This is a genomic window from Shewanella seohaensis, assembly GCF_023283775.1.
In the GTDB taxonomy this organism is placed as follows: Bacteria; Pseudomonadota; Gammaproteobacteria; order Enterobacterales; family Shewanellaceae; genus Shewanella; species Shewanella seohaensis.
This window is the reverse complement of the sequence record NZ_JAKILE010000012.1, coordinates 1-22662: the sequence shown is the minus strand read 5'-3', so window position 1 is coordinate 22662 and position 22662 is coordinate 1. Positions and strand designations below refer to the sequence as shown.

Annotated in this window: 18 protein-coding genes and 2 tRNA genes; 6 read left to right on the top strand and 14 right to left on the bottom strand. The window is 49.3% G+C overall.

The genetic code is table 11. The annotated features are described in order from the left end of the window. Positions 1 to 3 precede the first annotated feature (3 nt). Complete coding sequence (locus L2713_RS14260; protein ID WP_248968334.1) at positions 4 to 1941, bottom strand: phytase; 1938 nt, start codon at positions 1939 to 1941, stop codon at positions 4 to 6. Between the two features lie 25 nt (positions 1942 to 1966). Further along, positions 1967 to 4792, bottom strand: a complete 2826-nt coding sequence (locus L2713_RS14255) for a TonB-dependent receptor (RefSeq protein ID WP_248968333.1) — start codon at positions 4790 to 4792, stop codon at positions 1967 to 1969. Positions 4793 to 5443: 651 nt separating this feature from the next. Between L2713_RS14255 and L2713_RS14250 the strand changes: the two genes are divergently transcribed. The 3 genes from L2713_RS14250 (at position 5444) to L2713_RS14240 (ending at position 8753) form a co-directional block, all read left to right on the top strand. Continuing rightward, on the top strand, positions 5444 to 6409 hold the full coding sequence (locus tag L2713_RS14250) for a diguanylate cyclase domain-containing protein (RefSeq protein ID WP_283105300.1): 966 nt from the start codon (positions 5444 to 5446) through the stop codon (positions 6407 to 6409). Further along, positions 6409 to 7632 (top strand): AraC family transcriptional regulator, encoded by a 1224-nt coding sequence (locus L2713_RS14245; RefSeq protein WP_248968331.1) that lies wholly within the window; start codon positions 6409 to 6411, stop codon positions 7630 to 7632. The genes L2713_RS14250 and L2713_RS14245 overlap by 1 nt, the downstream gene beginning before the upstream one ends. 338 nt (positions 7633 to 7970) lie before the next feature. Then, a complete protein-coding gene (locus L2713_RS14240; RefSeq protein ID WP_089067730.1) occupies positions 7971 to 8753 on the top strand; it encodes a CLCA_X family protein in 783 nt (260 codons plus the stop codon). A 10-nt stretch (positions 8754 to 8763) separates the two neighbouring features. Here the strand turns inward: L2713_RS14240 and L2713_RS14235 are convergent, their stop codons facing one another. After that, entirely contained in the window at positions 8764 to 9720 is a 957-nt protein-coding gene (locus L2713_RS14235; RefSeq protein ID WP_248968330.1) for a hypothetical protein, read from the bottom strand. A gap of 258 nt (positions 9721 to 9978) precedes the next feature. Next, positions 9979 to 10818, bottom strand: a complete 840-nt coding sequence (locus tag L2713_RS14230; protein WP_248968329.1) for an MBL fold metallo-hydrolase — start codon at positions 10816 to 10818, stop codon at positions 9979 to 9981. Between the two features lie 229 nt (positions 10819 to 11047). On the opposite strand from L2713_RS14230, the gene L2713_RS14225 reads away from it, so the two are divergent. The 3 genes from L2713_RS14225 (at position 11048) to L2713_RS14215 (ending at position 13045) form a co-directional block, all read left to right on the top strand. Beyond that, complete coding sequence (locus L2713_RS14225; RefSeq protein WP_248968328.1) at positions 11048 to 12217, top strand: PepSY-associated TM helix domain-containing protein; 1170 nt, start codon at positions 11048 to 11050, stop codon at positions 12215 to 12217. Beyond that, entirely contained in the window at positions 12217 to 12681 is a 465-nt protein-coding gene (locus tag L2713_RS14220) for a PA2404 family protein (RefSeq protein WP_248968327.1), read from the top strand. The genes L2713_RS14225 and L2713_RS14220 overlap by 1 nt, the downstream gene beginning before the upstream one ends. A 97-nt stretch (positions 12682 to 12778) precedes the next feature. Then, positions 12779 to 13045 (top strand): hypothetical protein, encoded by a 267-nt coding sequence (locus tag L2713_RS14215; RefSeq protein ID WP_248968326.1) that lies wholly within the window; start codon positions 12779 to 12781, stop codon positions 13043 to 13045. A gap of 142 nt (positions 13046 to 13187) precedes the next feature. Here L2713_RS14215 and nth read toward each other — a convergent pair whose 3' ends face one another. From nth to L2713_RS14165, 10 genes are all read right to left on the bottom strand, one after another. After that, positions 13188 to 13829, bottom strand: coding sequence for an endonuclease III (nth, locus tag L2713_RS14210; protein WP_011626118.1), 642 nt, complete (start codon positions 13827 to 13829; stop codon positions 13188 to 13190). 66 nt (positions 13830 to 13895) lie between these two features. Next, the gene (locus L2713_RS14205; protein WP_011622832.1) at positions 13896 to 14594 is read right to left on the bottom strand and encodes an electron transport complex subunit E; all 699 of its coding nucleotides are present in this window, start codon (positions 14592 to 14594) and stop codon (positions 13896 to 13898) included. Then, on the bottom strand, positions 14587 to 15225 hold the full coding sequence (gene rsxG, locus L2713_RS14200) for an electron transport complex subunit RsxG (protein WP_248968325.1): 639 nt from the start codon (positions 15223 to 15225) through the stop codon (positions 14587 to 14589). The genes L2713_RS14205 and rsxG overlap by 8 nt, the downstream gene beginning before the upstream one ends. A 53-nt stretch (positions 15226 to 15278) precedes the next feature. Further along, complete coding sequence (rsxD, locus tag L2713_RS14195; RefSeq protein WP_248968324.1) at positions 15279 to 16328, bottom strand: electron transport complex subunit RsxD; 1050 nt, start codon at positions 16326 to 16328, stop codon at positions 15279 to 15281. A gap of 80 nt (positions 16329 to 16408) precedes the next feature. After that, positions 16409 to 19033: an electron transport complex subunit RsxC gene (gene rsxC, locus L2713_RS14190; protein ID WP_248968323.1), complete on the bottom strand. Its 2625-nt coding sequence runs from the start codon at positions 19031 to 19033 to the stop codon at positions 16409 to 16411. A gap of 3 nt (positions 19034 to 19036) precedes the next feature. Continuing rightward, complete coding sequence (rsxB, locus tag L2713_RS14185) at positions 19037 to 19618, bottom strand: electron transport complex subunit RsxB (RefSeq protein ID WP_011626120.1); 582 nt, start codon at positions 19616 to 19618, stop codon at positions 19037 to 19039. Further along, entirely contained in the window at positions 19619 to 20197 is a 579-nt protein-coding gene (gene rsxA, locus L2713_RS14180) for an electron transport complex subunit RsxA (RefSeq protein WP_011622827.1), read from the bottom strand. It lies immediately after the preceding gene. Positions 20198 to 20322: 125 nt separating this feature from the next. Further along, a complete protein-coding gene (locus L2713_RS14175) occupies positions 20323 to 22227 on the bottom strand; it encodes an EAL domain-containing protein (protein WP_055648250.1) in 1905 nt (634 codons plus the stop codon). Positions 22228 to 22432: 205 nt separating this feature from the next. Then, positions 22433 to 22508, bottom strand: a tRNA-Asn gene (locus tag L2713_RS14170). A 47-nt stretch (positions 22509 to 22555) separates the two neighbouring features. Further along, a tRNA-Asn gene (locus tag L2713_RS14165) sits at positions 22556 to 22631 on the bottom strand. Between the last annotated feature and the right edge of the window lie 31 nt (positions 22632 to 22662).

The window sequence follows — 22662 nt, the reverse complement described above, 5'->3', positions numbered from 1 at the left end:
TACTCAGTTAAGCGATAACTTCTCGACAATACTGCGCCAAGGCAACCATTTAAAAGATTGATTATTATCGGGTAAATGATTGTGTCCATCCTGTACCACTAGCATCCCCTGTTGCCAAGCACCCGTGCCGACGCTTAAGTGAGTCACGGCTAAGCCATCGGTTTCACTGCTGCCATCGATACTGGTTTCACGGCCATTTTCCATCCCGTTAAGGTTCATTCCAAGGCGAAACTTGCCTAATTGGGCGTAGGGCGGCTGCGCCTGATACAGCAAGTAACTGTTATCGCCTTGGCTGGAGACCACCAGCAGATCCTGCTTTTTACCGCGAATAGTCGCGCCTTGGTAGAGTGAAATCCCTTCGACATCGGGAACTAAATCGCCCTCGGCTTTAATGATGAGTTCGCCTTGAGTGCCGCCATTGGCCTTGGCATTAAAGCGCCAAATGCCTTTGTCTTCTTCGCCAATAAACAGCGCGTGTTGAGCTTCATCGACCACACAACCTTCGACTTGGCTTGGGGTATGGATATCACGCACCAGCTTAATACTTGGGCCATTTGCCTGCCAATCGACGCGGTATTGGGCGATGCGGCCAGACTTTTCATTAGCGAACACATACAGGCTATCGGCATCTTGATACAGGCACATGCCATAAATATCCACCAAATTGGTGGCTTGATTGGGATACTCGTAGAGCTTCCCTTCAGCATCGATTTCATAGAAGGCGAGGCTGTCGTTATCCCTTAGGGTCGCCACCGCGATATCGCGTTTTTTACCGCCCAGCATCACTTGCTGGCGCAGATCGACGTTATTGATACGCCCCGATGGCAGGGCTTGAACCTGCTCGCCACGCATATTAAAGCTCAATAGTCCCCAACGTTTGTTGGTGCCAAGCACTAGGCTTTTTTCCGGTTGAGTTGCATGCACCCAAATCGCCGGATCGTCCATGGTATCGCCGGGCCTATCGGATGGCGCGCTTTCAACCCAAGCAGGGATTTCGATAATCTTATCGCTGGACTCGTTATTTGATTGACTCTGCTCTACAGGCAAGACTGCTTGGCTAAATAAGTACTGATCGGTTTTATCATCATAGAGGGCAAACTGGATTGCCTTGTTGGTGCTGGTTCCGCTTAGATAACCACTGAATCCCTGTACCTTCCCTAAGTCGTAGTTCGCAATAGCCTGTTGATCTAAGGTAATGGCGCCTTTTTTATCGCTTAACAATAACTTGCCATCGATGACTTGCATGCCCGCGATATCATTATTGAGCGCGGCGAGCACCAACTTAGCGCTGTTATCGGCGAAGGGGCTGGCATCAAATTGCCAGACACCAGCTTCTGGCTCACTGACTAACAGTTTGTCGCCATCGATGGCGCAGCTGGTGCTGTTGACGGGAATCGCCTGACTGCGCAGCTTTTTCGGCATAAAGTGTCCGGCATCGCCTAACAGCCATTGCTCGCTATAACCGTCTTCGCCGCCAAACCACGCATAGATATTGCCATCCTGCGGCCTTGGCTGAATGCAGATCCAATTGATTTCAAATGACGCCATCGGCAGCAGTGGTAACACGTTGGTCGCGACCTTGCCTTCTATCTGTTTGATCATGATAGGGCGAATGCGATCGGCGCGGCGATCGAGCGTTAAAGCATAGGGATCGCTAAAGGCTAACAGCTCAAACTCGCCTTTGACTAAGGTTTTCGCGGCGGGCAGCGAGGTTTTATCCGCGCTTGACATGCTTTGTAGCATCAAACCTTGCTTTTCACTCACCCACAGCCAATCGGCGGCAGGGCTTACTGCGTGGTTATCGTTGTTAAACAGCAAGGCTTGGGCTTGGCTGCCTTTATAAGCTTGGACTGAGACGGGTTGAGCTAATGCGCTCAAGGGCGCACTGATAAGGCCTAAGGTCAGTGCTATGGCACTAATTTGGGTAAATGCTGTTGTCATATCTTTGTTCTTTTTTAATGGGTGATTAATAGTTGGTGTACTGCACGCCTAACTGGAAAGTGCGGCCATAGGCTTCGTATTGGGCGTTATAGCTGCTGTCACCCGTGTAGCTGTAGTAGGGCTCGTCGGTCAGGTTCACCCCTTTGAAATACAAGGTTAAATTGCTGGTTAAATGGGCCTTGGCGACAAAATCCCACTGCAAATGATTGTCTTGATAGAGATCGTAACGCTCATCACTGAGCTCAGTGACTTCTTGTAAATATTCGGATTTATAGGCCGCCGATAACCAGACACTGGCGTAGCTGTTTTCATAGCCAAGCGACAGGTTTGCGGTGAGATCCGATTGGCTTGGCATGGGAATATCACGGCTCAGTAATTGGCCATCCTCCAGCCAACTGATCTTGGCGCTGGAATCCGTGTAAGTGAGGTTAGAGTTGAGCACCAGCGCATTAAAGGGCTCGGGCAAAAAGTTAAACTCTTGCACATAACTGAGCTCGACGCCGTAGATGTCGGCACTGTCGCCATTAACAAAGGTGACGGCGCTATGGGCATCCACATAATCGCCACGACCAGCTAGATCCGCCTGATAGATAAAGTTGTCGATATCTTTATAAAACAGTCCCGCCGAAATTAAGCCGATATTGCCGAAGTAGTGCTCGAGGCTTAAGTCAAAGTTCATCGATTCGAGCGACTTAACTTGTGGATTGCCAAAGGTTAAATCGATATCGCCATCATCCTCTTCGAGCAAATATCCCGGCGCCAATTGGCCGAATGTCGGGCGCACTAAGGTGTTGGTCCAAGCGGCGCGCAGCACGGTATTGTCGCTATAGCGGTAAGTGAGGTGCAGTGCGGGCAGCCAATGATCTTCATCGCGCGAATGCTTGATATCGATAAACTCGCCCTTGGCGCCATCGTAACCGTAGCCACTAGAGTCCCATTGATTTTGCTCGAAACGCAGCCCTGTTAAGATACGCAGCTTATCGATATCGATGTGGCCCATCAGGTAGGCGGCGTTGATATCTTCGCTGATATCAAAGTCGTTAATGGTGGACTCGATATCATCGCGATTGCTGTCGGCATCGAGGCTTTCTATTAGCTGCCATAGCGGCGCAGCATTGATGCCGCTGCCAAAGCGGCCGAGGTCATAGTCAAGCTCATTGCCCGCATATTGACTCAATAACAAGTCTTCATCACTCACGCCTTGATCGCCTAAGTCGCTGTAGATCCAAATATCTTCGCGATTGGATTTATCGCGGCGGCTTAGCTTGACCCCAGTTTTTAGCTCGACACTGTAATCCGCAATGGTTAACTGGCGGGTGAGATCCAGTTGACCACTGTTGATAGTGTCTTTGGCCTTGGAGGCGGCGATTTCTATCTTATCTAATTCAAAATTGTCGTTTTGGTAATAGTCTTCGGGGGCGATAATTTGTGGCTGTTTGGTATTGCTAAAGCCCGTGTTATCAATCTTGGCGACAAAGTCGGCGCCGGCGATATCCCGCGGTTTGTCGGCGCTAGCGGTGCTGTGGCTTGCTTGATAGTCAAAGGTCCAGCGTTCGAAACGGGTTTGACCACCGAGCACAAAGGAGGTGATGTTCTGGTTCTCGGTGCGTGATTTTAATGAGCGAGTGGTTTTGCCTTGGCTGAGGGCATTGGCTTGCTGCGGCGATTTCCACTTAGTTTTGGCGCTGTTACGGGTTTCGGTATCATCAAACTCACTGTAAAGGGTGCGCAGATACAGATCGGTATCATCGCTCGGGCGATAATCGAAGTTCACGCCTATGCCTAAACGCTCGCGATTGATTTGATAATCCCGCGCATCAATGGATTCAAGCGCCGCATCCTCAAAGCCGTTATCCCCGGCAAATTCCCATTTACCACCGGTTTCGACGTTATCTGAGCCAAAGTCACGGTTATACCAACTGGCACCTATGGCTACCCCTAGCTTGTCGGCAAAGATATCGCTGTAGCTGGCGGCGAGTTTGGGATTGGTATTGTCGGTTAAGGTATCTTGGCTCGCCTCGGCGTTAAGGTTGAGATAAGTGTCATCGCGATCGAAGGCCGACAGACTTTTAACCTCAATGGCGCCGCCCAGTGCATCGGCATCCATATCCGGCGTTAAGGTTTTGCTCACTTCTACCGATTGCAATAGATCCGATGGCACCACATCGAGGGCAACCGCACGGCGATCGCTTTCGGGTGAGGGCAAGCGTGTGCCGTTCATCGATACTGAGTTATAGTCAGGCGCCATACCGCGCACGCGCACAAAGCGACCTTCGCCCTGATCCCGCTCGATAGACAGTCCAGGCACCCGCTGCAGCGATTCACTGATATTGCTATCGGGGAAATTCCCCAGCACATCGGCACTGACCACGCTCAGCACGTTATCGGCGCCGCGTTGGCGGTTCATGGATTTACTTAATGCGCCTTGTTGGCCGACCACGCGGATATGCTCCACATCTTGGCTATTTAAGTTGATGTCTTGCAGTGTGGTTTGTTTATCGCGAATGCTGATCCTATGTTCGGTCGGCATCGCACCTAGGTAGTTGACCACTAAGGTGTAATCGCCATCCTGCACACCGACAAAAAAGAAACGCCCATCACGGCCTGCTTGTTGGCTAAGGTTGAGCTCTTTTAAGGTGACGGTCGCACCTGCAAGGGGCTGTTGGCTGCTGTTATCGCGAATTTGCCCCTCAAGTTTGCCTATGGCGAGAGCATTGTGACTCAGTCCAGCGAGCACCATGGCTAAGCTTAAGGCTGAGAGACGCGACGTGAGACGTTTGTGGACCCTAGCGACAGGATGCGCTTGTTGTGGCAGCAGAGAACCTAATTGTCGAGCGATTGGAGATTGCATCTTGAGTTCCGTTTCAGTTGTTTCAGTTGAGTGTTATTGCAAGCCTTGTGGGAAGGCTGATTTGTAATGGCGGCCAAGTTAGGGGAGCAAAATGTCAGATTTGTGACGGCATCGTTGAGCAGTACGGTTTGGCCCACTTTTACCCACTGAAATGGCGATTTTGAGCTAAGGCTGAGCCAAAATGACGCTTACAGAATCAACGCCGAATAAGAAGGCGTTGGCTGTTATGGGGCGCTTGCATGATTGAATCATTCAATCCCGTTTGAAGTGAAAATAACGCGGTTTTAGAATGGGTTAGAAAGTGTTTATTTAGATTTTGGCTCGTTATTTTCGGGCGGGACGCGATGCTTTTTGAGCTAAGAATACGGCGTAGATTGAGTTAACAGGGATTCAAATTAAGCGAAGATGGCACTTTTCTCGACCCAGCGGAAAACTGCCTGAGCTAATTTGCCGCAGTAGCAGTGCGTATTGTGAGCTGGAAAGGTTATTTTTAGCTTTAAATTTAATTGCTTAGATTTGAATCATGTATTTTCTATCGTAAAGTCGCGACAAGTGACGTCACTGAGTTGTCATAAAAGCCCGCTAACTTGCGTCCCCATAGTATCAAGGCTTAATTCTCCTTTTAGGGCTTTATTAAACAAGGTGTGTATTTTGGAAACTCCTGCAAAATCATTACGACTCGCCAGCGTCTATGGCGTGAGTCTGCTGATCATCTTTATGGTGCCTTTACTGCTTTGGCAGAGCACCACGGCCAAAACCGTAACGGCGGTGGATTGGTTTGATGTGGTCACCGAGGGCGCCTTATTTGTACTCGGCATGTGCTGGTTGATGGTGATGGTCTCGGTGCGCCCCTCGGGCCGAGTGACAAATCTGTTGATTGCGGGCCTCTCAAGCTATTGTTTGGGTTGTTATTTGGATTTACTGGACGAGATTTTTATCGTCAAAACCATTCCTGTATATAACTGGTTTGAAAAGATGCCCACGCCTGTCGGGCTGTTGGTGCTGACCTACGGTTTATGGTTATGGCGCGATGAGCAAACCGTCGTCAATCGCCAGCTACAAACTCGGGAGCAGTTTCACCGCGAACATCAGTTAACCGACGGTTTGACCTTACTCAATGACGCGAAGGCATTCGAACAGCATCTCATTAGACAAATATCGCAAAATCAATCATTTGGTCTGATTATGCTTGATGTCGATAATTTTCATCAATACAACGAATCAAACGGCGTTGAAGAGGGAGATAGGCTGTTGTCCCAGTTAGCATTGTGGTTAAGCGCGAGCCTAAGAAGTCAGGATTTAGTCTGCCGTTATGCTGGCGATCGCTTTATCATTCTGATGCGCGGCGCCATTCCGCCCTTAGTAAGTGTGATGGCAGAGCAGATACAGCAAGGGGTGAGGGAGTTGGGCTGCTCTGTTTCAGTGGTTTGGACGCTACCCTCTCCCAAAGCATTGGATAGGCAGGACAAGCAGAATAGTCCAAAGGCTGAGGCTGCAACGCTATTGCAATCGTTGAATCAAAAAATATCACAGCAAAAAGCGTATCGCGCCTCGGCGGCACCTTTCACTCAGCCGTTTCATTCGCGCAGCACCTCGACTGAAAGCGGGCTTAACTGATGCGCGCGCTCGCCACATGGCAGGATAAATGTATCGATAGCCAATTGCTGGTGGCAAGTTTAGTGATGTTGTTTAAGCAGCGTGAATTGGATACTGATAAGTTACTGCGCGGGACGGGGATTTTTATCGGGGATATTCGCAAACCCGATCACCTTATTAGCCCCAAACAATTATCACGACTGCTGGATAATGCGCTTTCCCTGTGGCCAAGTGGCGATTTAAGTTTTTTATTGGGTCAACGTTGGTTGCCATCCCAAAGCGGCGCGCTGACGGCGGCCATGTTTTGCGCGCAGGATTTACAGGCATTAAGCCGCGTTTGGCATAAGTATCATTGGCTCACTCAGCCCTGGCTGCAAACTTGGTGCTGTCAAGGCGAGCATGAGTGGCATTATCTCTTGAGTCTCGACTTAGGTATGCAGCGCCATCGGCAGTTTTTGATTGAGCTGAGTCTGTCGTCGCTTACCGCAGCCTGTAAGCAGCTGCTTGGGCAAGCTTGGCGCGGCAGTCTGTGTTTTCCCTACCGCGCGCCGGATAATTTGGCCCATTACTATAAATACTTTGGTACCGACTTAAGTTTCGATGCGCCCCTTTGCCGGATTTCGATGACTAAAGCCCAGTTACGCCAACTCTCATTATTTGCGCGCCAGAGCACGGCCTATGCCGTATCAACTGGGGAAGAGAGGGATGACAATCTCATTCATCATTGTGTCATCGATGATGGTGTGATTCATCATGGCACTAGTCATTCTGTGGGTGACTCTATAGCCTTAGTATCTCAAGCCACAGCGTCTCAAACTATTGTATCTCAACAGAATAGGCTGGATCAGGCGCCAAATATAATGTCAGCGTCGAATATCGCTCCTGCGCCGAATATGACCCTCGCGGCTCGCCAAGCGTTGTTAACACACGAGTTTCGCCTTGGGTTGGCGGGAGGGATCCGCCTTAAACTGATGCGCAGCACTCTTTCCTTGCCAGAGATGGCACAATCGCTGGAGATGAGCCCTGCAACCTTAAAACGCCGCCTGACGGAGATGGGCTTAAGTTACGGGCAACTTGCCGACGAAACGCGTTTGATCCGGGCGCTGTATTTTTTAGCCGAACCCGAGCAAGATGCGCACACGATTGCTAATTCTCTATCTTTTAGTGATGCCAGTAATTTCAGGCGTTCCTTTAAACGTTGGACAGGTCAACTGCCTGCGTATTTCCGCTTTTGGTTAGCCTAGACCTCAATTAGCCCGCCCAGTCCCCATTAGCCAAGTCCCCGATTAGCTTAAACAACAGCACCCCGCGATTTCCCTCCAGACTGATGATAAATAAGCCACCTCAATCCATTTCTGAATGACTATTCGTTGATTTGCATATTTGTTAGAAAATTTCCGAGGGTTATATTTTTATTTATGCAAATGCGCGAATAAATACTCAAAATGGATTTTGTGTCTGTGCTATTACGTATGTGAGTATTAAAGCGCCTTGTATCGTTGAGGGGCTGGACTGTAAATGCTGTTTTGTTTCACTTAGAATAACCGTCCTCGACCTTTCACTTGCCGTTTTAAGGGATCGCGTGCTAATCCATCAGCAATACCATCGTCATGGCCCCGATTATCGCTTTGGGGAGCAAATGACCTTTCTCGATGTGAAGCAAACCTTTGGTTTTAGCCATGTACGTGTGGGACGTTGGGTCACGCGCGAGGAGTCATTAATTGCCGCGAATTTGGTATTTGATTCGCTGGCAGATCTTGCCTTTATCCTCAATTTACCGCCGTTGACCTTAGGGCTAAGGCAAACCTTAAGCCTTGCCTTTGGCCATGGTGGGCAAAAGGGTGTGCAGGCACACTATGCGCCAGGGGCGCGAGAATTGGCATTAGCGAAAAATGCGGGGGCAGGAGCGCTGGCCCATGAGTTTTGGCATGCGTTTGACCACTATGTTGCCCCTAAGGCGTTTTCGCGCGCCACGGGACGTTTTAAGTGCGCCAGCGATCTCTGGCTTGCGGATCAGCCGCTTATCGAGCATCCCCTTAATCACCGTTTAGCTGAGATCTTTCGGGTTACCTTGCTCTCCGAGGACAATTTGGAGCCAAGTGATTACGTGCGCCGCGCAATTGCCTTAGATAAGCGTTATGGTGCGCAGTATTTTGCTAAACCGACGGAAATGATGGCGAGGGCCTTTGAGGCCTGTATCGAATCCTATCAAGGGATCCAAAATCCCTATTTAGTCTCTGGCACGCGCTATTCAGCACTGGCAAAGGAAGGGGCCTACCCCGACGAGCCACATAGACAACGTATCTTCAATGCCTTGATTGCCTACTTTGAGCCATTAGGTATGGCGTTAGGGAAAACCGGATAAATCTGATGCGCTAGTCCGTGAGTTGTTGCTGGCAATAGGCGAGCTGGTGGCGAATGGCATCGAGGGTTTGCGAGGCGGCATAATCCATCAGATACCAAGGGCTGATTTGGCTTTCGGGCTGATGATTAAAAAACAGTGACTCGCATGCTTTAAGCCTCGATTTTTCAGCAAATTGTTGCCAAATTGCACTGGGTGTAAGGGCGAGTTTGGCTAACTGTTCACGTAGTTGTTGTTTTGTTTGCTCACTTACGTTTGGTGTAAGTGTGGATTGCCTGAGTAAATCCAGTTGGCTGAAGGGATCTTCAAATCGTTTGTTTCGGTCAGTGTGGTGAGTCGGTTTACTCTCTGCGCCATCAGTTTCACAGGCCTTAGGCATACTCTCCCACGGCGTTAAGGTAAATTCCGGCCAATAGATACGCTCGCATAGCAGCGTTTGGGCGATTCTTCTCTCTCCAAGCCAGTTGTGTACCATACAAGGCAAATGAATGTTGTCCGGCAAGTCCATACTGCGCTGTAAGCTCGGCAACAGCGACATCCGCTGAACTTGTACCTTTTTGGCTAATGACATCATTAACACGACTGTGGTTAGGCCCGATGACGGCCAGCAGCCGAGGGAAGGGGTGAGATCGGTTGCGACTTGGGTCAGAGCCTTTGCCAGTTGTACGCCTTGGGGATGACCTTGCACTTCGAAGGCATATTGAGATTCGGCAAAGCCACCATTGGCAATATTGACCACTTGGCCATGGGCGGATACATCTTCGGGGCATTGGGTGCCATTAAAGATAAAGGTGAGTCCTTTGTTTGCGGGTTGCCAGTCGCCTGAAGCGTTACCGATAATGGTGGCCTGCTCAAGCTTGAGCTGCTCGGCTAATGCGCTTAACGAAATCCTGGGTTGTGGCTCAGCCAATTGACGGTGCATATGCGTATGTGATTGAGGCGCATCGGCTAAGGGCTGTGGATAGGACATACTCGCAAGGACTCTGTAAAACAAAGAGGCTAATTGTACTGGAACTTCCCCGCTGACTAAAGGGCTATTCCCTATCGATGCTCTGTAGATTCATGAATAAAATTTCACAATAACAGTACGTTAGACTGTTTTGTTAAGGTTTGATGGGGAGCTTCACGTTTAAACAGACACTTGCAACCTTATGCCATCGAACGCCTTTTTGAGCGCATTATTTAGCGTTTTTAGTGAGTTAACTAAAGGGCTAACTGAATGGATGATTTAGTTGCTATGGGTCTGTGTGCTAAGACGCTCTTTTTCAATCACGCTAATGGTTCTTTCGATAAATTTCCTTAAAGCCTTTGGCGGTAAAAAAGGGGATTTACCCTCCTGATTAAAGCGTGCAATAAGGGTCGCGACCTGTGGATGTTGAATGATGTCCTCCACACTTTTGCCCGCATCTAGCTGGGCTTCAATCAAGTGTACCCAATCGTTGGTGTTTTGCTTAAAGCTGCGAAGTGATGCTTTATTACTTGGCTTACCATGTCCCGGCACGATAAGGCTGTCTTCATCGCCGAGACGTAAAATGTGGTTGATTGCCGCATTAAAGCCGCGTATGCCACCGGCATAAAATGTGGGGTGCCAGCTGTTATCGACAATATCGCCGACAAATAGGCTGTTGCTTTGCGGATGAAAATAGATCCTGTCGGCGGCAGAATGGGATGAAACTTGGATGGTCACTATCTCTGCCAAGAATGGCTGCGCTGAGGCTAGGCTTTGTGTTGGCGCTAGGCCTTGGGTTGACGCTAAGCTGGCACCTTGTTGGATAAAATATTGATTACCGCCGGTATGATCGGCGTGTTCATGGGTATTCAAGATAAACTTAACGGGTTTGCCATAGAGGGATTGAACGGTACGACTTAAGGCATCTAAGTGTTCATCCCCTGGCATAGGGTCGATAAGCACCAAGCCTTCGCTCGTTGATAGCACGCCGATATTGGTTCCGTAGTCCACACCCTTCAATAGCTGCAGTTGATCGGAGACTTTTTCAATAGTGATGGTATCGGCGTTGGCTGCAAAACAGCATGTAACAAAGACGAGGGGAGCTAATGCTTTATACATGTAGGCCAGCCTATGATTAAGTGTGAGTGTTGAAATCTATGCGCATCAAATCTTTTCGCATCAAATCTATACGCATTATTAGCGTCAGTCAGCTGTCTCGCCAACTCTCACATCTGCTTAATTTGTGACAAATCTTATAAACCTATCGTATTATCAATATGTCGTATTGATAACAATTCGTATTAACCTTACACTATCGGGATTCTAAAAGAGGTAGGAACAATCCCCCATGGCGAAAATAAGTAATCGCTTCTGGTTTATGTTACACGGTTGGGTATCTTTGCCCATCTGGATTTTATTCAGTTTTATCTGCTTAACGGGCACGGTTGCCGTACTCAGTCATGAATTGACTTGGCTGACCAACCCCGCAGCCCGTGCACTCAATCCAGAAGAGCTGCCCGCAAAACCCGTCGATGAATTAATGCTGGTGGTCGAAAAGGCCTATCCGAATGCGCAGGTGATGGGTGCTATGACCTTTGAGCCTTACTTAATCAATGCGATTACCTTTACCGATGCCGATAAACCTTATGCTATCGCCTATGTGAATCAATATACGGGACAAATTCAGCAGATCAACGAAGGACTAACCTTTATTGGCTTTATGCGTTCCTTACATGGTTGGTTGTTGTTTCCTTGGCAGAGCGGCTACAGCGTCGGCTATTACCTTGTTTGTTCTATGGCGCTCATGATGCTCGCCTCATTGATTACTGGGTTAATCGTTTATAAGCGTTTTTGGCGCAGCTTTTTTACACCCAAACTTAGACTTACCCAAGGGAAGAAAACCTTACTCTCTGATTTGCATAAATTATCCGGCGTCTGGTCGATTTGGTTTATTGCGATTATGAGCCTGACTGGGCTGTGGTATTTAGTTCAAGCTATCTTCTGGCATGCGGATATTGATATCGAGCCCCATGCGCCTATGATTGCCGCCGAGCAAGTGCCGCTGATGCAAGCGGGTGATACGCAACTGCCAAGCGCCAATGTTTCTTTTACTGAGGCCTTAAGTTTAGCTAAGCAGCGCTTTCCCGATTTTCAGCCAAGTTATGTGATGTTGCCTGAGCATCAACGGGATATGTATCATTTGAGTGGTAGTGGCGATCATATTTTCTACGATCAATATTCCTACAACCTCAGTATCAATCCGTGGACGGGTGAGATTGCTAGCGCGACCTCGCCAGACACCATGACAGGTATGCAAACCTTAATGCATATTGCCGATCCGCTGCATTACGGCACCTTAGGTGGGATTTGGACTAAATTGATTTGGTTCTTCTTTGGGCTAGTGCTTTCGGGCATGTCGATCACCGGTTTTATGATGTGGGGATTACGCCATGTCCGTGCCTTTAAACAGGCCGAAAGCAAAGACTTAGCCGCAGATATGTTAGGGGAGGCACGCTAATGGCATCATCGGTATTTTGGTTAAAACATAAGTACAAGCTCAGTGGTTTGATTTTGATCTTACCCTTAGTGTTTCTCTATCAGTCGCTTAACCCGAGTTTTCCACCCGCGTGGCCGAGCCAGCAATTAGGTGAATTTAAAATCGCGCCAATGCCGTTAGATTTAAAGGCACCTTATAAGCACCACGATGATTACGTAAAAGATTTTATGTTGATCTTTGAACAGGGGAATGTCGCCCATATTCGCCAAGGGTATGCCAATATCGGCCCAGAGGCTCTGCCATTGGAAGCCCTACAAAAAGGCGAAAATGGAGTGTTGCATGGCAGCAAACATGGTCAGCATGTGCATGCGATTACTGGCGCTAAGTTAGCGGCAACGGACAGCTTGTGGGTGTCGATTCAAAATTGGCAGGGCGAATGGTTGGCTAGCCAATGGCCCGTACCCGAGGCGGTGTTAGTGCAGTAATACCGCTAGTTAATTGTTTGCAGTAAAGTAGCCCTCAGGTGCAAACTGTGCCCGAGGGTTATTTTTTATCGGATAGGCTGACTGCAAAGGATTGGATATGGAATTTACGAATGCAGAACTTGCGCTAATCACTGCCGCGAAACAAAAAGTGCAAATGGCGCAGCGGGTGCGAGTTGGGGTGATTATTTTGCTTATCTTAGGCACGCTTACGCTGCTGGCTGGGTTTTGGAGTCACCCTTATGCGATTTACATTGCCTTTGCGCTGGTGGTCTTTGCGGTCGCGCTACCTCAGTTTGGCCAAGGGCCAAAATATGAAGAATTGCTCGCCCTATTGCAGCAAAAAGCCGCTCAACAAAATGGTTAATCTGCGCCATAGTACTAATCACAGCGCTAAGAACGGTGCTAACAACAGCGCTAATAACAAAAGGGCTTTCAGCAAGATTGAAAGCCCTTGTTACTTGTTCATTCCGTTAGTTAAAGCGCTTAACGATAGCCTTGTAGCGCCCTTACTCTTCGGGGTAGACCTTTTCCTTAAATTCGCAAAGATCCTCAATAATACAGCTGCCACAGCGGGGTTTGCGAGCCAGACAGGTATAGCGGCCATGCAGAATAAACCAGTGATGCACATCGACTTTAAATTCGGCGGGAACAACCTTTAACATGCGCTCCTCGACTTCGACCACGTTTTTACCGGGGGCGAATTTAGTGCGGTTTGCCATGCGAAAGATATGGGTGTCGACGGCGATGGTCGGCCAGCCAAAGGCGGTATTGAGCACCACGTTAGCGGTTTTACGACCAACGCCAGGAAGCGACTCTAACGCCTCTCTGTCCTCTGGGACTTCACCATTGTATTTTTCAATCAAGATCTCACAGGCTTTAATCACATTGATGGCCTTGTTGTTATACAGGCCAATGGTCTTGATATATTCCTTTAATCCATCCACGCCTAAGGCATAAATACTGTGGGCGGTATTGGCCACTGGAAACAGTTTATCGGTCGCCTTATTTACGCTCACATCGGTCGCCTGCGCCGATAAAGTCACTGCCACCAGTAATTCAAAGGGACTGGAGAAATTCAGCTCGGTTTCGGGTTTGGGATTGTTTTCGCGAAGGCGGGTGAGGATTTGGATGCGTTTTTCTTGATTCATAGTGATCCTTGTAAGCAGTGGGTTTAACGCTAAACCCACCACTTAAGCTGTTATCTCAATAAGGGCTTAACTCACTTTGGTGATCCGTGCCCGTGTCACGCTTGGTTGTACAGCCGCTTCGGGTTGACGCTCTTTAAGCTTTTTATCGATAACGTTTTTCAGGGCGATAAGTAGGCCCATCACAATAAAGGCGCCGGGCGGTAACATCGCCAGCAGGAAGGGGGTATCGACTTGCCATACCTGAATCGTTAAGGCTTTAGCCCATGGGCCGAGCAGTTGGTCGGCGCCATCAAACAGGGTGCCTTGGCCGAGAATTTCGCGCGTGGCGCCAAGAACCGCTAAGACTAAGGTAAAGCCAAGCCCCATCATCAGTCCATCGAACGCAGCGCTAAAGGCATTATTACGGGAGGCAAATGCTTCTGCGCGGCCAATGATAATGCAGTTGGTCACAATCAGCGGCAAGAAGATCCCTAAGGACAAATACAGGCCATAGGCGTAGGCGTTGATCAGCAATTGCACCGCCGTCACCAGCGCGGCAATGATCATCACAAACACGGGGATACGGATTTCCTTAGGCACATAGTCACGTACCAACGAGACTAAAATGTTTGAGCCTATCAGCACCAACATAGTGGCGACCCCAAGCCCGAGGGCGTTGGTGAGGGTGGCCGTTACGGCTAACAGGGGACACAAGCCCAGTAATTGCACTAAGCCAGGGTTGTTTTTCCACAGTCCTTGCCAGGCAATTTCGCGATAATTAGTCATGGTTGGCCTCACAATTCAGAGGTTGGCTGAAAATCTCTGCTTGATGCTGAGTAAAGTACCATACGGCGCGCTTAACCGCTTTCACATAGGCGCGTGGTGTGATTGTCGCGCCGGTAAATTGGTCGAAATCACCACCGTCTTTTTGCACTAGCCATTGCTTATCATCTTCTGATTTAAGCACTTTACCGACGAATTGCGTCACCCAGTCGGATTTACGTAAATCGATTTTATCCCCAAGGCCAGGGGTTTCTTGGTGGGCGAGTGTGCGCACGCCTAATACTTCACCTTGGGTATTGATGCCCACAATCAGCTTAATATTGCCGTTGTAACCATCGGGGGCAATGGCTTCTAGGGCGATAGCAACGGGTTTACCAGCAGCGGTAGCGATATAGGCGGGCATGGCATCTTCGGTGCCGAGCGCCTCTTTATCCTGCAACAGAGTGCATTGTGCGGTCAGCTCATTGTCATGGAGCTCATCAGGGATCAGCTGATGCAGCACGCGCATCAATTCTTGCTGCTCTTGCTGCTTAATTTTGTCTAAGGTCTGTTGATTGATCACTGCGACTAAGCCCGTGCAGAGCAGGGCAAACAGGGCAAGTAGCAGACCATTTTTAATCATTGGATTATTCACGTTTATTCCTCAAGAATCTTTGTTCAAGCATGCTTGATTCTTTTGCCACAGGCCTAGGGCGCTGAATGGCCATAGGTGCGCGGACGCACATAGTAGTCAATAAATGGCGCGCACAGGTTTGCGAGCAGCACGGCAAAGGCGAAGGCATCGGGGTAGCCACCTTGGGTACGAATGACATAGACCAAGACGCCAATTAATGCGCCGAAAATTAAACGGCCACGCGGACTGGTCGCCGCGGTGACGGGATCGGTCGCAATAAAGAAGGCGGCGAGCATGGTCGCGCCCGAGAATAAATGGAACAGTGGGCTTGCCTGTGTATCGGGCGACAGTAAAAAGCCAATGCTCGATGCCACAAATAATCCCGCCAATACGCCGGTGCTGATATGCCAACGGATGGCTTTTAATTTAAGTAGCACTAAACCGCCAGCAAGATAAGCCAAATTGACCCAAAACCAACCTACGCCAGTGCCGCCATCGAAGATGCTTTTAGCCATACTCTCAGTGGTGGTGAGCCCTAAGGACAGATCGGTTTTGAGGGTATCGAGTGGTGTCGCCATACTGATCCCATCGATACCGAGGCGGAATTGTTCCATGCCACCATGGGCGCCGACATTGAAGATCAATTGCAAACTATCGATCACACTTGGGGTATTGAGTGCAACCGTACTTGGCGCAATCCAACTGGTCATCTGCACAGGGAATGAAACCAGCAGTAACACATAGGCGGCCATCGCGGGGTTGAACAGGTTATGGCCTAGGCCACCGTAGAGGTGTTTGACGATAACAATCGCAAACACTGTGCCCATAACGATCATCCACCAAGGTGCCAGTGGCGGGATCGCAACCCCGATTAAGATCGCCGTCAGCATAGCGCTGTTATCGCTTAAGCTTGCTTTGATGCTGCGGTTACGCAGTTTCATCACCGCGGCTTCACAGCTTAGGGCAACGATAATCGCCAGTAACACTTGAATAAGTGTGCCCCAGCCGAAAAAGGCGCATTGCAACACAAGGCCGGGTAACAAGCATAAAATGACCCTTTGCATAACCGTTGAAGTATGCAAATTACGGGTAACATGGGGTGATGAGGCTATTTTAAACGCCATTGTGATCCCTTTTATCTAATCTTGAGTCACTGATTTTTAAGCTAATCATTTTTAAAGCACTGAGGTTAAAACCCGCAGTGCTATTCATTTGCATCGCTGATCGCATTCGCTTCTTTGGCCGCTTTTTTGGCTTTCGCGCGGGCAACCGCAGCAGCGACCTTGGCCTTTTTCTCATCTTCAGGACTGAGTGGCGCACTTGGTTCAGCGACTGAGCTTGATTCATTTCCTGATTGAGAGTCTGGTTCAGAACCTGACTCAACGTCTGATTCAGGCTTAGCGTCTACGGCTAACTTGGGCTGAACTTCGACAACATCACTCGAATCTGCTCGCTGCGCGGCGGCCTTTTTGGCTTTCGCACGGGCGACCGCAGCTGCGACTTTGGCCTTTTTTTCATCTTCGGGGCTGAGTTGTGCGTTTGGTTCAGCGACTGAGCTTGATTCATTTCCTGATTGAGAGTCTGGTTCAGAGCCTGACTCAACGTCTGATTCAGGTTTTGCGTCTGTTGCTAACTCGGGCTGAACTTCGATAACCTCAGCCGACTCAGCTTGCTGCGCGGCGGCTTTTTTGGCTTTTGCACGGGCGACCGCAGCTGCGACTTTGGCTTTCTTCTCATCTTCGGGACTCAGCGGGGCGCTTGGAATAGAGCCTGACTCTGATTCTGGCTTAGCGTCAGCGACTCGCTCGGGCTGAACTTCGGCAACCTCACTCGATTCAGCTTGCTGCGCGGCGGCTTTTTTGGCTTTAGCACGGGCAACGGCTGCAGCGACCTTGGCTTTTTTGTCATCTGCTTCTGCGTTAGCCGTTGTTTCTGTTGCTGACTTATCTGTGTTGCCTGTCGCGGCATCAGTGTCGTCATTGGCATCCGAGTTGGCCTTTAACGCTGCTTTTTTCGCTTTGGCGCGAGCGATGGCTGCGGCGACTTTATCTTTTTGCGATAACGTCTCAGCCTGCTCAGTTGGCTCGTTTTGCTCAGAAGATACCTTTTGTTCAGAAGAGACTGATTGCTTAGAGGATTCTGTATCATCCGTCCCTTGAGCCGCAGCGGCGGCTTTCTTGGCTTTAGCGCGGGCAATTGCGGCGGCTACGGCTGCTTTACTCTTAGGTGCCTCAGTGCTGTTTGCATCAGCATTCACGACTTCGGCTGGCGCGTTATCGGCGGTGGTTTCTGCCGCAGCTGCTTTTTTGGCCGCGATCCGCGCCATGGCTTCGGCGACGGCATTTTTATCCGTTGAGCTCATGGTCGCTTGGCGACGCGCAGCGGCTTCCTTAGCCTTGGCTTCGCGGGCGAGTTTTTCTTCTTCGAGGCGTTGAATACGTGCCTCGAAGCGCAGTTTGGCGCGCTCGGCTTGATGTTTCTCATCGGCGGCTTGTTTTAGTGCCGATTTAGCGATGCGGTAGTATTCCACCAGTGGAATATCACTGGGGCACACATAACTACAGCAACCGCATTCGATGCAATCTTTAAGGTTGTAGCTGGCCGCCTTGTCATATTCTTCAGCTTTTGCATGCCAAAACAGTTGTTGTGGTAGCAAGAGTGCAGGGCAGGCGTTGGCACATTCGCCGCAGCGGATACAGGCCTTTTCCTCTGGAGTGGTTCCAATCTCTTGACTGCTTGGCACCAAAATACAGTTTGTGCCCTTTAAAATCGGCACTTGGATGGTGGGTAACGCATGGCCCATCATAGGGCCACCAATAATCACTTTTTGATCGGCTTCGGCGTTAAATTCAGTATATTTGAGCACATGTTCAACGGGCGTGCCTATGGGTAACCAATAGTTGCCGGGCTTACCGACATTTTGGCCGGTAACGGTAACCACTCGTTCAATCAACGGTTTACCTTGGGTCACGGCTTGGTGAATCGCAAACGCGGTTCCCACGTTATGCACGACAATCCCAAGCTTAGCGGGGATGGAGCCTGAGGGCACTTCACGCCCTGTGATGATCTGAATAAGCTGCTTTTCACCGCCAGAAGGATACTTGGTTGGTATCGCCGTCACCCGCGTGCTGCCCGCAGGGAGCGTGGATTGACTCACCGCCTGTTGCATGGCTTTGATGGCTTCGGGTTTGTTGTCTTCGATAGCAATCACAATACGCTTGGGCGCGAGGAGGCGATGGATAATTCCAATCCCCGCCAGAATGTCTTGGCTGTATTCGCGCATTAAACGATCGTCGGCGCTGATATAGGGTTCACACTCCACGCCGTTGATAATCACTAATTCGATTTCACTGACGGGATTCAGCTTGATATGGCTTGGGAAGGCGGCGCCGCCCATACCGGCAATGCCTGCACCATGGATTTTGGCAATCATCTCTTGATTGCTGAGCTCAATTGAGCCTGGCGTTAACTCGCACCAGCGGTCTTCACCATCGGCGGCAATCACGCAGGTATTGACCGGCAAGGCCGAGGCGTGGTTGCTGGCTCTTGGCTCAATGGCGACGACAGTGCCAGAGGTTGGCGCATGCACTGGCAAATGCCAAATCGAGGTGCCTTGAGTTAATGGCGCGCCTTTTAATACTTTGTCACCCACTTTGACTGCAAGGGTGCAGTTTTCACCAACCTGTGGCACAGGGACAAGGTATTCCTGTGCTAATGGCAGTTGGCTAATCGGTGTGGTGTTGGAGAGGAATTTGACTTCAGGCGGATGAATGCCACCGGGTGAGCGCCAAAGGGTTCCTTTATCTAATTGATCTAATAAAGTCAGCACCGCTTATCCTCTCTTTTCTTCGTGCGGGGTCTCTTGGATAAGAGTCACGGGAATGGCGTTTAAGCGCCAGTTCCAGTTTTTCAGATTTTGGCCCACAGGGATCATATCGATACAGTCAACGGGGCAGGGCTCGACACAGAGATCGCAACCTGTGCAGTCTGCCGTGAGCACGGTATGCATGAGTTTGCCCGCACCAATAATGGCATCGACTGGACAAGCCTGAATACATTTAGTGCAGCCAATACATTCATCTTCGCGAATGTAGGCGACTTTTTTGACTTGGGATTGGGCCTCGGCATTGAGCGGCTCAGGCTCTACGCCCATTAAGCTGGCGAGCTTTTCCATGGTCGCGGTGCCGCCAGGCGGGCACTTATTGACTTTATCGCCATTGGCAATCGCTTCGGCGTAGGGGCGGCAACCGGGATAACCACATTGACCGCATTGGGTTTGTGGCAGAATCGCTTCGAGTTCATCGACGATGGGATTGCCTTCAACCTTAAATTTTAAGGCGGCAAATCCGAGTAATACCCCAAAGAACAATGCCAATAGGGTTAATAAAATAACGGCAATTAACATGGTGGACATCTATTTAACCAATCCTGTGAATCCCATAAAGGCCAGTGACATCAGCCCTGCGGTGATCATGGCAATCGCGCCACCTTTGAAAGGCATAGGCACGTCGGCCGCAGCTAAACGTTCACGCATCGCGGAAAACAGAATCAACACTAAGGAAAAACCCACCGCAGCACCAAAACCATAGATAGCAGATTGAATAAAATCGTGTTTTTCGTTCACGTTTAACAGGGCAACCCCGAGTACAGCGCAGTTAGTGGTGATGAGCGGCAGATAGATACCGAGTGCGCGGTGTAAAGCCGCACTGGTTTTTTGCACCACCATCTCAGTAAATTGCACCACCACGGCAATCACCAGAATAAAGCTCATGGTACGCAGGTAACCTAAGTCAAAGGGCAATAACAGATATTGGTTGACGAGGTAACTGAGAATCGACGCTAAGGTCAACACAAAGGTCGTGGCCATAGACATGCCGATAGCGGACTCCAATTTGCTGGAGACCCCCATAAATGGACATAAACCTAAGAATTTCACTAAAACGAAATTGTTAACCAGCACTGTGCTGATCAACAACAGGAGATATTCACTCATCTGAATACTTGTCTAAACGGATCTTGGCCGTATTATCGACTTTTCCGTTTGCATAAACAACATATAGAATGCAGGGTTAACTATCTTTACTGTAAATTTGCGCGGTCCGTTAACCCTGCGCTGGCTTAAATTTGGTCAGTTAAGGTAATGGCTTGCGGCTGGGCAATATAATAGCCCTGCAGCCCATCGACGAGGAGTTTTTCGAGGGTCAGTTTTTCTTCCTGACGTTCGACACTTGTCGCGATAACACGAATGCCGATACGTCTTGCCACATCCACCATCATCCGCACGAAAAACTTATTATTGCTGTCTTCATCGATTGATGAGGTGTAGCTGCCATCGAGCTTAATGTAGTCTGGGCGCACTTCGCTGAAGAATTTGAAGGAGGTAAAGCTCATCCCAAATCGCTCGATTGAGACCCGCGAACCGACACTGTGAACCTCACGGACGAACTTATAACTGGCACCTAAATTGGCTTGCATACCCGACTCGTTGATCTCAAACACTAGACGTGAGGCGATATACCTGTGCTTGCCGAGAACATCTCGCAACCAGCCGACAAACAGTTCTTGATGGGCCGAAAAAGCGCTGATATTGATGCCAAAGTTACCGCTAATGGTCGGATTTTCTTTAAGCATTCTTAATGTGCTGATCACCACGAGTTTATCTAATTCGGTGCTCATGCCGTGGCGCTCGGCCATGGCGATAACTGTGGTGGTGGGTAAAAACTTGCCTTCGCTGTTGTAAAAGCGTGCCAGTAACTCGCGGTAGACCTCGACATCATTGCGGCAAGGTTGAATGGGTTGCTGAAAAAACTTCAGCGCTTGGCGGCTAATTAAGTCGTTGATTGCCACTTTCCAACGATCGTCGCCAAACTGCTCGTCACCATTGAGTTTCTCTTGAATATGGAAACTGTTGGGGCCTAAGGTTTGGGCTATGCTCACGGCGGTGTCCGCCAAGGAGAGCAGGTTAACGGGATCTGTACCCTGTTGGTAAGGCACTAAGCCAATGTGCGCCACAGATTCGGCTCTCGTCATCTGCTGGTATTCATCGAGGAATACTTTAAGTTGTTCTAAAAATTTAGGGCCGTCTTTTAACACTAAATCGGGTAAAAAAATCGCAAAATCGGCGCTGGAGACGCGGTAGCATTCCGAATCGGGATATTTTGAACAGGCCTTACGAATGCAATTGGCGACGCTGGCTAAATAATCATCACCAGCGGAGCGACCTTGTAACTGGTTCACATGGGAAAGCTCAGTCGCTTTAACCATGGCGAGTAGCCCAAGTTGCGGCACGCTGCGGTTACTAATGCTTTCCAACTTTGTGGTAAAACGCGGACGACTGCCAAATCCGGTGATCGGATCCTGATAAGCCACCTTATGCAGTTTCTGGTTCTCTTGGGTGAGGGTATCCATTTGCGATTTGAGCTGCAGGCGGCAGTCTTCGAGTGCCAATCTCACTGGCGTCATTTCACCATTGAGTTTGGAGGACTCAATGGCGGAAAAATTCATCTCTGGAATGTGGGAAATATACTCAGCCGCATAACGGATAGCCGATCTTAACTTGTTGTTAAGCAATACAAACACAACCAAGAGTATGATGTAGGTGAGTATCAATACTAAGCCGAGTTGCTGAGTGCTGCCGATAGCTGTCTCAATCGCTTGGTCGGCACTGAGTTTTACCTGCAAACGACCCGCGGCCAGTTTTTGCGTATGAGCTAAATCTAAGGCAAATAATCCAGAGAGTGGATGCGAACCCTGGGAATTGAGCTCACCTTGGGTGTAATTGAGCTGTCCATCGGTATCATCAATATATTGAAAAAACTGCAGCGGGTAATGGGCAGAAATAGTTTGATAGAGCTCGGCGCCATTGCCTTGCCACTGGGAAAAATTACCCAAGTATTGTTTGAAGTTACTGAGCTCTTGTTGTTGCTGGACCTGGAGCTGGTTATTTTCGTTGTGATAAATCCAACCAAACAGCCCTAAAAAAATCAGCAATAAAAAGATGGGATATGATTTAGACATCGCCATAAAAATCCGCTCTCAAAGTGTCTTAGTATTACGGACAGAATATTAAATGAATGCTCAGTCAATATCCCTATCTGCGTGATGATACTCAAAATTTTGGTTAACAAGCAGATCACAGTGTAACTGTATTTGAGGCAAAACAGAAATGAAAAGCGATTAGTTTAACGGAGTCACAAAGGAGGGGATTGTGTGTATTGCGATAAGAAAGTGGCTCCCCTGACTGGACTTGAACCAGTGACATACGGATTAACAGTCCGCCGTTCTACCGACTGAACTACAGGGGAGTAGAGGGTGCGATATTGCTATCGACTTGAGATATCATCTTTTAAAGTGGCTCCCCTGACTGGACTTGAACCAGTGACATACGGATTAACAGTCCGCCGTTCTACCGACTGAACTACAGGGGAGTAGAGGGTGCGATATTGCTATCGACTTGAG